This window comes from Nocardioides alcanivorans (genome assembly GCF_021555175.1).
GTDB lineage: Bacteria > Actinomycetota > Actinomycetes > Propionibacteriales > Nocardioidaceae > Nocardioides > Nocardioides alcanivorans.
This window is the reverse complement of sequence record NZ_JAKGRW010000024.1, coordinates 114,248-125,013: the sequence shown is the minus strand read 5'-3', so window position 1 is coordinate 125,013 and position 10,766 is coordinate 114,248. Positions and strand designations below refer to the sequence as shown.

Below are 10,766 nucleotides of genomic sequence, written 5' to 3'. Positions count from 1 at the left end.
GCGAAGATGCCTGCAATGAGGCCCGCGAGCAGCCCGCGGACCAGGAAAGTTCGTGCGTTCACGTGTGATTCCAGATTCTGTGGTCGTCAAGGAGGCCGTGCGACGGCACGGCGGGTCGACACCCCACGTCAGGGGTCGGCCGGAAGCCGCCCGATCACGAGCGGCAGGTACTCAGGGTCGGCGAGCCTCAGTGGCAGGGATAGCCGAGCAGGTGACGACCATCGTGGACCCACTCGTGGATCGCAGTGCCGGCCGGGATCGAGATCGCGCCCTGGTCGGCGCTCACGAAGAAGATGACCAGCAGCCCGAGCAGCCCCACGAAGAACGCCCAGGGGCGAGTTCGCGCAGGTCGACGGTGGGCAATTCGACAGTGGGGAATTCGGCGCCGGCGATCGGCGCGGCAGCATTCTGCGACATTGTTCTCCTCAGGGTGATGCGCCCTGGTTGGGTGAGTTGGACGAACGCCTGGGTCTGACTTCACCGCCCGGGCGGTGTCACAGCAGCGCGACTGTGCCGGATTCACACCGACTTCCATGGCATTCGCTGACGTCACGATACGCCCCGCGAACCGCCGCCGGAACCAGTCCCGCGAACTGGTACGTTGCCGTTGCCGTGGTGCACGGGAAGCCGGTGGAAGACCGGCGCGGCCCTCGCCACTGTGAGCGTGGAGTTCGACGACCACACCGATGCGCAGGCATCGGGACCACTGGGTGCAGACCCGGGAAGGTCGGTCGTCGCGTGACGATGCGCGAGCCAGGAGACCGGCCACGGCGTGTTCACGTCCACGAGGTGTTGGGAGAACTCCGATGACCGCTCATGTCCTGGTGGGCACGTCCCCCACCGACGCCGCCCGGCGTCTCGAACTGTTCGCCCTGGCCGCCCGGCTCGGTGCCGAACCCGCCTTCCTGCAGCTGGCGTCGCCGTCCTTGGGTCAGGTGCTGGACCAGCTCGCCGTGGCCGGTGAGACGCGCATCGTGCTGGTGGGGGTGTCCGGCGGGATCGACGGACCGGGCGTCTCCTGGTTGCGCCGGATCGCCGCCGACTGGTGGCGCACGTACGGCGAGTGCGCGCCGGAGGTGGCCACCGCACCCGGCTTCCTCTCCGACCCCGACGAGTGGTCGGCACTCGTCGACCTGGCCCGCCCCATCACCCATGGTGGTGCGGGCCTGACCTCAGCCGCGTGGGAGGACGTGCCGGAGCACCGGCACCAGGTGCTCGTCTGCCGCGGTCCTCGCTGCACCGCGCTCGGGGTCGAGGAGGCGACGCGGGGTCTGGTGATCGCCCTGATGCGGCAGGGGCTGGGCGACGACGACGTGCTGGTCACGCACACCGGCTGTCAGTTCCCCTGCAACCAGGCTCCGGTGCTGAGCGTCCAGCCCGACGACGTCTGGTACGGACGTGTCGACGCCCCGACCGCCGAGCGCATCGTGGCCGAGCACCTGGTGAGTGGGGTCCCGGTGGCCGAGGCCCGGCTACCGCGACGCCGCGGAGCGTGAGCGCCGCGCTGACAGGATCGCGGTGACACCAACCGCGACGGCCAGGGCTATCCGATCCACGCGTCGCGCCAGGTCGGTGCTGCGCGGCACATCACCCGGGTCCGCGCTGCGTCCCGATCCCATGGTCGGGCGGTGCTCGACCCGGTGGCCGTAGCGGTTGGTGCCGCCGCAGCGTGATGCCCAGCGAACCTGCGAAGGCCGCCTCCACCACGCCCCCGTTGGGGCTCGGGTGGCCGCGTGCATCCCGGCGCCACGCGCGCCACGCCAGGCCCGCGCGACGCGGTGCTGCCGCAAGCACCGCCAACCCCGCCAGTCGCGACCCCGGGAGGTTCATCACGTCGTCCAGTCGGGCAGCTGCCCAGCCGAAGCGCTCGTAGCGCGTGTTGTGGTGACCGACCATGGCGTCCAGGGTGTTGACGGCCCGGTGTGCCAGCAGCCCCGGGACCCCGGCCACGGCCCCCCAGGCCAGCGGGGCGGTCACGGCGTCCGAGGTGTTCTCCGCCACCGACTCGACCACGGCCCGGGCCACCTCCGCCGCCGACAGGTTCCGCGGGTCGCGGCCCGCCAGGTGGGTGAGGCGGGACCCGGGCCCCGGCAGGTCGTCAGCCGCCAGGAAGGCGTGCACGGCGAGCGCCTCCTGTTCGAGGCTGCGGCCACCGAGCACGGTCCAGGTCGCCAGCGCGGTCACCAACGTGTGGGCGCAGGAGCGGCCGCCGGTGACCCGTTCCACGCCCCATCCGAGCGCGACGCACCCGCCCACCAGCAGCGACACGTGCAGCGTCCCGCGGGCTCGCGAGTCGGCATGCAGGTGGGATTCGAGCCGCCCCGCCACGGTGCCGAACACGGCAACGGGATGGCCCCGTTGGGGGTCACCCAGGAGTCGATCGGCAGCAAAGCCGAGCACCAGTCCGAGCCGCGCGGCTGCCGTTCATGCGCCGCGTTCAGCTGCCGCGGCGCCGAGCACTGCGTCGAGCTCCTCCAACAACAGTGCCGTGGTCTCGGGCGGCCGGACCGCGATCCGCACCCACCCGTCGTCGAGGCCCGGGAAGGTGTCGGCACGACGTACGGCGATGCCGTGCTCACGCAGCAGCTGGCGAGTGCCCGGGCCGAGCCGAGCCAGCACGAACGACGTCCGTGAGGGCACCACCTCGATGCCACGGGCCTCGAGCTCACGAGTCACCTCGGCCCGCCACTGCGCCAGTCGCCCGGCCCGGCGAGCTCCTTCGGACCGCGCCTCCCCACTGGCGCAGGCAACGGTGGCCTCGATCGCCGGGGTCGAGACCGACCAGGGATCTGCTTGGCGCCCAGACCTGCGATCGCCCGGTCGTTGCCGAGCACGTAGCCCGCGCGGATGCCGGGGATCGACCAGTGCTTGGTGAGGCTGCGCACCACCAGCAGTCCACGCCGACGGTCACCGGCCAGCGACGCGTCGTCGGCACCCACTGCGTCCATGAACGCCTCGTCGACCACGACGACCCGCTTCGGCCGGCGCAGCGCGAGGATGTCCTCCTCGGATGCAGCACGCCCGTCGGATTGGTGGGATTTCCCAGCACCACGAGGTCGGCGTCCTCGGGCACCGCCGCCGGGTCCAGCCGGTAGCCGTCCTCGGCCCGGCACTGCACGACGCTCACCTGGTGACCGGCGCGTTCGAGGGCGGCGTGCGGTTCGGTGAACTGGGGATGCACGACCACGGCGTGGCGCCACGGCTTCCACCGCGCCACGAGTTCGAACGCCTCCGCCGCGCCCGCCGTCACGAGCACCTCGTCGGGCCGGCGGTGGTGCAGTTCGGCGATGGCCTCGCGCGCCGGAGTGACGTCGGGATAGGCGGTGGAGCGGCGTACCCCGTCCCGCAGCGCCTGCTCGAGCCATGCCGGTCGGGGCTCCGGATGCACGTTGACGGCGAAGTCGACGAGCCCGCCGCCGGTCTCGCGATCACCGTGGTGGAGCAGCGGCTGGGTCACCGCCGGATCCGGTACGACGTCACGCGGGATCACCGTGACCGCTGCGGTTCGCGCTGCGATCGGGGCGGCCGCAGCAGCAGCCTCGGCGAACCGCTGTGCGTGCAGGGGTTGCCCTGCCCAGTGCACGTGCAGGTAGGAGGCGTGCACGGTCGAGGTGGCGACGCCGATGAGCTCCCCGTCCACGTCCCACGCCGGCGGCCACCCCCGGGCAGGTCCGGTCAGCGTAGTGCGATGGAACTCGTGCCCGCGGACGCTCTCGCCGGCACGCGTCAGCAGGTTGTCGCTCGCCGCGACGGCCTCGGGATAGCGCAGGGTGAGCCGCTCCCCATGCCTGCGCTGGTGTGGATCACGCCCGCCATGGTGGCGCCGTCGAGTGAATCGAGCAGGTAGAGGAACCCGGCACACTCGGCGACCGTGGGCGTCCCGCTCGCCACGGCCTCCCGGACCTGCGCGAGCAGCGACCGGTTGCGGGCGAGCTGGTGCGCACGCACCTCGGGAAGCCTCCGCCGAGGAGCAGCGCCCGGGTGCCCTCGGGCAGGCACGCATCGTGGAGTGGATCGAAGTGGACGACGCGGCATCCCGCTGCCGTCAGCAGCTCTTCGTGCTCGGCGTAGGAGAACGTGAACGCGCGGCCAGCAGCCATCGCCACGACGGGTGCCGCGTCCGTCACCCGATGTACCTGTGTCGACGGTTCCCAGGGCTGGGCAACAAGCGCCGGGGCCGAGCCGGCTGCCTCCAGCACCGCGTCGAGGTCGACGTGGCGGGCGATGTGCTCGCCGAGGCGCGCAACGACCTCCGCGGCGTCGTGCCGTTCCGCTGCGGGCACCAGTCCCAGGTGCCGTGACGGCGAGGTGATCGACTCGTCACGAGGCACCACGCCGAGGACCGGCAGCCGCAGGCTGCGCTCGATCTCGGCGACGTTGCGTGCCGAACCGGCACGGTTGAGGACGACGCCGACGACGTCGACCTCCGGGTCGTAGGCGGCCATTCCCGCCACCACGGCACCGACGGAGCGCGACATCCGGGCGATGTCGACGACCAGCACGACCGGCGTCCGGGTGAGGGCGGCCACATGGGCGGTCGAGGCGAACCCGTCCGTGCCGATGCGACCGTCGTGCAGCCCCATGACGCCCTCGATGATCGCCACGTCGGCGCCACGGGCACCGTGCAGGAGCAGCGGCGCCACCCGCTCCCTCCCCACGAGGTGCGGGTCGAGGTTGCGTCCGGGGCGTCCGGTCGCCAGGGCGTGGTAGCCGGGGTCGATGTAGTCCGGGCCGACCTTGTGGCCGGAGACCGTCAGGCCACGGGCGCCCAAGGCCGCCATCAGCCCCGTGGCCACGGTGGTCTTGCCCTGCCCGGTCGATGGGGCAGCGACCGCGATGCGCGGCAGGTGGGTGGCCGGGGGCACGCTCACCACTCGATGCCTCGCTGCCCCTTCTGACCGGCGTCCATGGGGTGCTTGATCTTCGCCATCTCGGTGACGAGGTCCGCAACCTCGAGGAGTTCCGGCGCGGCCCTGCGGCCGGTGATGACGACGTACTGGCGTCCGGGGCGCTCGCGCAGCGTGGTGACGACGTCATCGAGGTCGACCCACCCCCACGCGATCGGATAGGTGAACTCGTCGAGCACGTAGAGGTCGTGGGTCTCCGCCGTGAGCCGACGCTTGATCTCCTGCCAACCCTCGGCTGCGGTGCGCGCGTGGTCCTCCTCGTCGCCCTGCTTCTTGGTCCACGACCAGCCGGCGCCCATCTTGTGCCACTCGACGGGGCCGCCCTCTCCGGTCTCCTCGTGCAGCGCGCCGAGCCGTTCGAGCACCGTCTGCTCGCCGATGCGCCACTTGGCCGACTTCACGAACTGGAAGACGCCGATGTCCCAGCCCTGGTTCCAGGCGCGGATCGCCAGTCCGAAGGCGGCGGTCGACTTCCCTTGCCGTCACCGGTGTGCACCATGACCAGCGGTCGGTTGCGTCGCTGGCGGGTGGTGAGGCCGTCCTCGGGGACGGTGAGCGGCTGGCCCTGGGGCATCAGATGACCTCCTCGAGGAGCTGGGACGTGGCGAAGCGGGCCACGTCACCGATGACGGTGACGGCCGGAGTGCCGAGGTGGGCGGCGCGCTCGGCGATCTGGTGCAGCGGTGCGGAGACGACCTCTTGGTCGGGCAGGCCACCGCGGGCCACCACGGCCGCCGGGGTCTCGGCGGCCAGCCCGTGCTCGAGCAGCGCTGCCACGACGGCCGGCAGGGTGGCGACGCCCATGAGCACCACCAGGGTCGTGCCCGACTGGGCCAGTGCCCGGTAGTCGAGGGTCGAGTCCGGATGGCCGGGTGGGAGGTGTCCGGAGATCACGCTGAACCCCTGGACCAGTCCACGGTGGGTCACCGGGATGCCACCGAGCGCGGGCACGCTGACCGATGCGGTGACACCGGGGATCACGCGGACCGGGAGTCCAGCCGCGGTGCACGCGATGAGCTCCTCCATGCCCCGTCCGAAGACGAAGCCGTCGCCGCCCTTGAGCCGCACCACGCGACGTCCGGCGCGGGCGTGCTCGATCAGCAGCTCGTTGATCCGCTCCTGCGGGGTGAAGTCGCCGCGGGGCAGCTAGGCCACGTCGAGCACGAGTGCTTCGGGTCGGGCCCAGGCGAGCGCCGCCTGGGGAGCGAGATGGTCGACGAGCAGTACGTCGGCCTGCTCCACCGCCGCACGGCCGGCGACCGTCATCAGTCCGGGATCACCCGGCCCGCCGCCGACCAGCACGACGGTGCCGTGCCGGAGCTCTTCCCAGGTGCTCATCAGGCCACCCGTCCCGTCACCACGTCGACCAGGCCGGTGGCACTGATCCGCGCCATCGGCACGTGCTCGGCCCGCAGGTGGCCGGAGAGAGTGGCCGCGAGCCCGAGCCGCAGCGGTCCCTCCTCACAGTCCACGACCACGCTGGGCACCCCGAGGGCGGCAACGTGTTCGGCCGCCAACCGAGAGCGGCCGACGGCATCCGGCCCCCAGGTGGCGCGACCGTCGGTCACCACGAGCAGCAACGGGCGCAGCCGTGCGTCCCGCAACCGCTCCCGGCGTACGACGGAGCTCGCCTCCAGCAGCGCCTCGGCCAGCGGGGTGCGCCCACCGGCAGGCAGATCGTCGAGGAGCGCTGCCGCGACGTCGACGGAGCCCGTGGGTGGGAGGGTGAGCTCGGCCGCGGAGCCGCGGAAGCTGATCATCGCGACCTTGTCGCGACGGCGGTAGGCGTCGGTGAGCAGCGACAGGATGGCGGTCTTCACCTGCGTCATCCGGCGCCGCGCTGCCATCGAGCCCGAGGCGTCGACGCAGAAGAGCAACAGGTTGGCCTCGCGGCCCTCGCGCACGGCGGTGCGCAGATCCGCTGCCTCGATCGTGACGCGCCCACCGGCCACTCCCGGGCGCGCGGTGTCGACCACGTGGCGTCCGGCCGCCGCACGCAGGGTCTCCACCAGGTGCAGTGATCCCGACGTGCTCCCGGCGGTGGCACCGATCCGGCGACCGGTGCTGCCGAGCGCGCGGCTGCGACGTCCGGGGTGCCCTGTCCCACCCCGTCGACGGTGAACAGCCGCGGGCGGTAGGCGGTGTCCGCCTTCACGGTGCTGCCCGGCCCCGGCGTCTCGGGGGTCGGGGCGCTGGGACGGGCTCACCCTCGTCGGCCCTCTCGGGCGCCGGCTCGTCGGCGGTGTCGCGCGGATGCTCGGGCTCGTCCTGACTCGACGGTGGCACCGACGGGTCCTCAGGTGCGGTGTCGACGTCGTCTTCGCGGCCGTCACCGTCTCCGTCTCCGTCCGACGGCGGGTCGGCGGGAGCATCGGGCTCCGGGGGTCGGGCAGCTCGTCGTCGCCGAGCACCTGGTCGAGGAGCTCCTCGTCGAGCCCGGGTGCGTCGAAGGGGTTGCGGCGCCGGCGGTGCGGCAGCGCCAGCAGGGCGGCCACCCGGATGTCGGCACGGGTCACGTGGCGTCGCCCCACCCACGCAGCGTGGGCGACTGCGGTGCGGGCGGTGACGATGTCGGCACGCAGGCCGTCGACCTCGAAGGCCGCGCAGACCTCCGCGATCTTCAGCATCGCCCGATCACCCAGCACCACGGCGTCGATGCGTCCCCGGGCTCCGGCGATGCGACGGGTCAGCTCGTCCTGCTCGGCTTCGTAGCGCTCGGCGAATCCCGCCGGGTCGCGGTCGAAGGCGAGGCGGCGACGTACGACCTCGACCCGCAGGGCGGGATCTCGTGGCGCCGCCACCTCGACGGTGAGCCCGAAGCGGTCAAGGAGCTGCGGGCGGAGCTCCCCTCCTCGGGGTTCATGGTGCCGATGAGGATGAAGCGGGCCCGGTGGCCGAGCGAGACCCCGTCGCGCTCGACGGTGACCTGGCCGGTGGCCGCCGCGTCGAGGAGCAGGTCGACGAGATGGTCGTGGAGCAGGTTGACCTCGTCGACGTAGAGCACCCCGCGATGGGCGCGCGCCAGCAGTCCGGGCTCGAACTCGACCGAGCCTGCGGTGAGGGCCTTCTCCAGGTTGAGCGAGCCCAACACCCGGTCCTCGGTGGCACCGACAGGCAACTCGACCAGTCGGACCGGGCGACTGACCACCTGCGCCGTGCCGAAGGCCGGGTCAGGTGACGCCGCGTCACCGTCGTGGGGGTCGGCGGAGAACCGATCGCCCTCGTGCACGTCGATCCACGGCAGCACCTCGGCAAGCGCACGTACCGTGGTCGACTTCGCGGTGCCCTTCTCGCCACGCACCAGGACACCGCCGATCTCGGGGCTGATCGAGGTCAGCACCAGGGCGAGGCCCATGTCGTCGAGGCCGGAGGCCGCCGCAGCATCGTCGAACGCGCAGCCGACGACGGCAGAGAATGGATAGTTCAGTGGCACGTGTGAGGCTCCCGCTCGTAGGCCAGATTGCTTGGCTTTGCGCGAGGCCGGTCTTCGGACTTGGCGAGTCACACCTGACGGAGTGCTCGGTTCACCGCAGCGGGCCTGTGCCGGAATCTCACCGGCTTCCCAGATTCTCCCCATTGCCCGACGCCACCGTCTCCGATGGCTTGGGCGCAAGGGCACCTCACGTGTGGCAGACGATAGCCTCCCGTCCCGTGGACGATTCGACACCCCCTCGCGGTGGCCCCGTGGTGACCGTGGTCGGCGTGGATGCGGACGGCACCCTCGACACGACCGCCGCGGGGCTCGTCCGCGACGCAGAGGTGGTGCTCGGCGGCAGCCGTCACCTGGCTCTGGTGCCGAGCGGCCCCGATCAGGAACGATTGTCGTGGCCCTCGCCGCTGGCGTCCGGGCTGCCGCCGTTGTTGGAGCGACTGCATGGCCGCCGGGTCGTGGCCCTCGCTTCGGGCGATCCGCTGGTCTCCGGCATCGGTACGACGCTCGTGCGGCTTCTCGGCGCCGATGCGGTGCGCGTGGTCCCGGCGATCTCCTCGGTGGCGCTGGCCAGGGCGCGGATGCTCTGGTCGGCCGAAGAGTCGGTGGTGGTCACGCTGGTCGGCCGCCATGAGGCGCGCCTGCTGCGCGAGGTTGCTCCCGGCCGCCGGATGCTCCTGCTCACCTCCGGCGCCGAGACGCCCGGGATCGTCGCCGATCTCCTTGACGCAGCGGGGCAGGGCCATGCTGCGATCACCGTGCTCGGCGACCTCGGTGCACCCAGCGAGTCACGGCGCGCAGGAACCGCCCGTGAGTGGGCCGCGGCACCGCCCAGCGACGTACCTCCCCTGCATGTGCTGGCCGTCGAGATACCCGAGCACACCGGCGAATGGCGGTCCGCATGGGTGGCGGGCCTGTCCGACGACGCCTTCGAGCACGACGGTCAGCTGACCAAGCGCGACCTCCGCGCGTCTGCGCTGGCGAGGCTCGGGCCCGCACCCGGACAGCTGCTGTGGGACGTGGGCGCCGGGGCCGGGTCGGTCGGCATCGAATGGATGCGCGCCCACCCGACCTGTCGGACGTCGGCGGTCGAGGCCGACCCCGAGCGCGCTGCCCGGATCACCCGCAACGCCACCCGACTGGGCGTGCCTGACCTGCAGGTGCTCCAGGGCCGCGCTCCCGACGCCCTCACCGGCCTCGATGCGCCCGACGCGATCTTCGTCGGCGGCGGCGCCACCCGCCCTGGCGTCCTCGACACCTGCCTCACCGCGCTCCGCCCGGGCGGCCGGCTGGTCGTCCACGGTGTCACCCTCGAGACCGAGCAGCTCCTGGCGGCCGCCCATCGGACCCACGGGGGCGAACTCACCCGGATCGCCGTCGAGACCACCGCGCCCGTCGGCACCTTCACCGGCTGGACCCCGGCCCGCACCGTCACCCAGTGGGCACTCACCCGCACCCCTGAGCCCCGCCGAGGGCGCCCGGAAACCCGCCGAGGGCGCCCGAATAGCCGCCGAGGGCGCGCGGTTGTGACCCTGCCGGTCAACGCCCAGCGAGCAGGGCTCCGCACAACGCGGCGAGGGAGCCGATCGAGGTCACGGTGCGTACGACGTTCCAACGCACCCAACGCGTCTCGAACCGAGAGCGGAGCCGCCCTGCGTCAAGGAACTCCGGGGCCGCGTCCTGGGTAGCCGCGTTCAGCGGCAGGTGAACCGCCCCGGTGATGATCACGGTCGCGATCGTCAGCACCAGCGCGACCGCCAACCACCCCACGGCGCCATTTCCGTCCAGGAGGTACAGCACCAGGGCGGCGACGGTGAGCACGGGACTGCCGACGAAGGTCGACATCATCCACGGGTTGTAGATGGCGGCGTCGATCCGTTGGAAGGCGGTCAGGAACTCCCGGTCATCCAACGTGCCGAGCCCCGGCATGACGGAGTGCGCGAACGAGTACAGCAGTCCGGATGCCATCGCCGTCGCAAGGATCGAACCGACCAGGACTGCCGTGCCGAGCATCGTCATGTGCCCATTCGACCCCATGGGCGGCGCTCCGGCCACCTCATCGGGTTGGATGCAGGGATGCACATCGATCGCGTCGTACCGAACCTCACCGTGACCGACCTGCCGAGCGCGGTGGCCGAGCACGCGCGCGTGCTCGGCCTGCGGGTGCTGATGGATCACGGCTGGATCGTGACCCTGGGCGACGACGAGGGCCACCAACTCAGCCTGATCACCGCCGACGCAACGGCCCCGGTCAACCCGGACGTCTCCGTCTTCGTCGACGACGTCGAAGAAGCCCTCGCCCGAGCTCAGACCGCGGGCATGGAGATCCTGCATCCGCTGACGGCCGAGCCCTGGGGCGTCACGCGGTTCTTCTACCGGGCCAGCGACGGCCGCGTCGTCAACGTCGGCAGCCACACGGCGTGAGCATG

The 10,766-nt window shown here is 72.1% G+C and carries 8 protein-coding genes, 5 pseudogenes and 2 riboswitches; of the genes and pseudogenes, 3 read left to right on the top strand and 10 right to left on the bottom strand.

Annotation, left to right across the window (positions count from 1 at the left end):
* Positions 1–187: 187 nt before the first annotated feature.
* Entirely contained in the window at positions 188–319 is a 132-nt protein-coding gene (locus L1066_RS13845) for a CbtB domain-containing protein (RefSeq protein ID WP_235736875.1), read from the bottom strand.
* Positions 320–596: 277 nt separating this feature from the next.
* Positions 597–784, top strand: a riboswitch (cobalamin riboswitch).
* A 22-nt stretch (positions 785–806) separates the two neighbouring features.
* Here L1066_RS13845 and L1066_RS13840 point away from each other — a divergent pair.
* On the top strand, positions 807–1,496 hold the full coding sequence (locus L1066_RS13840) for a (2Fe-2S) ferredoxin domain-containing protein (protein ID WP_235736874.1): 690 nt from the start codon (positions 807–809) through the stop codon (positions 1,494–1,496).
* Positions 1,497–1,587: 91 nt separating this feature from the next.
* On the opposite strand, the gene L1066_RS13835 is transcribed toward L1066_RS13840, so the two are convergent.
* The 8 genes and pseudogenes from L1066_RS13835 to L1066_RS13800 form a co-directional block, all read right to left on the bottom strand.
* Complete coding sequence (locus L1066_RS13835; RefSeq protein ID WP_235736873.1) at positions 1,588–2,400, bottom strand: CobD/CbiB family cobalamin biosynthesis protein; 813 nt, start codon at positions 2,398–2,400, stop codon at positions 1,588–1,590.
* Between the two features lie 24 nt (positions 2,401–2,424).
* Positions 2,425–2,763: an aminotransferase class I/II-fold pyridoxal phosphate-dependent enzyme gene (locus L1066_RS26800; RefSeq protein WP_312007791.1), complete on the bottom strand. Its 339-nt coding sequence runs from the start codon at positions 2,761–2,763 to the stop codon at positions 2,425–2,427.
* Positions 2,673–3,388: pseudogene (locus tag L1066_RS27785) on the bottom strand (aminotransferase class I/II-fold pyridoxal phosphate-dependent enzyme). The gene L1066_RS26800 and the pseudogene L1066_RS27785 overlap by 91 nt, the downstream one beginning before the upstream one ends.
* Positions 3,389–3,803: 415 nt before the next feature.
* Positions 3,804–4,871: a cobyrinic acid a,c-diamide synthase CobB gene (locus L1066_RS13820; RefSeq protein WP_312007781.1), complete on the bottom strand. Its 1,068-nt coding sequence runs from the start codon at positions 4,869–4,871 to the stop codon at positions 3,804–3,806.
* A pseudogene (gene cobO / locus L1066_RS13815) lies at positions 4,868–5,481 on the bottom strand (cob(I)yrinic acid a,c-diamide adenosyltransferase). Before cobO ends, L1066_RS13820 begins: the two are co-directional and overlap by 4 nt.
* Positions 5,481–6,245: pseudogene (gene cobA / locus L1066_RS13810) on the bottom strand (uroporphyrinogen-III C-methyltransferase). Before cobA ends, cobO begins: the two co-directional pseudogenes overlap by 1 nt.
* The gene (locus L1066_RS28695; RefSeq protein WP_376707680.1) at positions 6,245–7,279 is read right to left on the bottom strand and encodes a VWA domain-containing protein; all 1,035 of its coding nucleotides are present in this window, start codon (positions 7,277–7,279) and stop codon (positions 6,245–6,247) included. The pseudogene cobA and the gene L1066_RS28695 overlap by 1 nt, the downstream one beginning before the upstream one ends.
* A 63-nt stretch (positions 7,280–7,342) precedes the next feature.
* Positions 7,343–8,262 (bottom strand): annotated as a pseudogene (locus tag L1066_RS13800) (magnesium chelatase ATPase subunit I); the annotation flags it as partial.
* Between the two features lie 106 nt (positions 8,263–8,368).
* Positions 8,369–8,506, bottom strand: a riboswitch (cobalamin riboswitch).
* Between the two features lie 25 nt (positions 8,507–8,531).
* Here L1066_RS13800 and cbiE point away from each other — a divergent pair.
* A pseudogene (cbiE, locus tag L1066_RS13795) lies at positions 8,532–9,779 on the top strand (precorrin-6y C5,15-methyltransferase (decarboxylating) subunit CbiE); the annotation flags it as partial.
* 97 nt (positions 9,780–9,876) lie between these two features.
* Here the strand turns inward: cbiE and L1066_RS28690 are convergent.
* Positions 9,877–10,356: an anthrone oxygenase family protein gene (locus L1066_RS28690; RefSeq protein ID WP_249224815.1), complete on the bottom strand. Its 480-nt coding sequence runs from the start codon at positions 10,354–10,356 to the stop codon at positions 9,877–9,879.
* 57 nt (positions 10,357–10,413) lie between these two features.
* Between L1066_RS28690 and L1066_RS13785 the strand changes: the two genes are divergently transcribed.
* Positions 10,414–10,761, top strand: a complete 348-nt coding sequence (locus tag L1066_RS13785) for a VOC family protein (protein WP_235736870.1) — start codon at positions 10,414–10,416, stop codon at positions 10,759–10,761.
* The last annotated feature ends 5 nt before the right edge of the window (positions 10,762–10,766 follow it).

Coding starts and splice junctions, on each gene's coding strand:
- L1066_RS13840 (WP_235736874.1), top strand. CDS start 807: ATGACCGCTCATGTCCTGGTGGGCACGTCCCCCACCGACGCCGCCCGG.
- L1066_RS13785 (WP_235736870.1), top strand. CDS start 10,414: ATGCACATCGATCGCGTCGTACCGAACCTCACCGTGACCGACCTGCCG.
- L1066_RS28690 (WP_249224815.1), bottom strand. CDS start 10,356: ATGACGATGCTCGGCACGGCAGTCCTGGTCGGTTCGATCCTTGCGACG.
- L1066_RS28695 (WP_376707680.1), bottom strand. CDS start 7,279: ATGCTCCCGCCGACCCGCCGTCGGACGGAGACGGAGACGGTGACGGCC.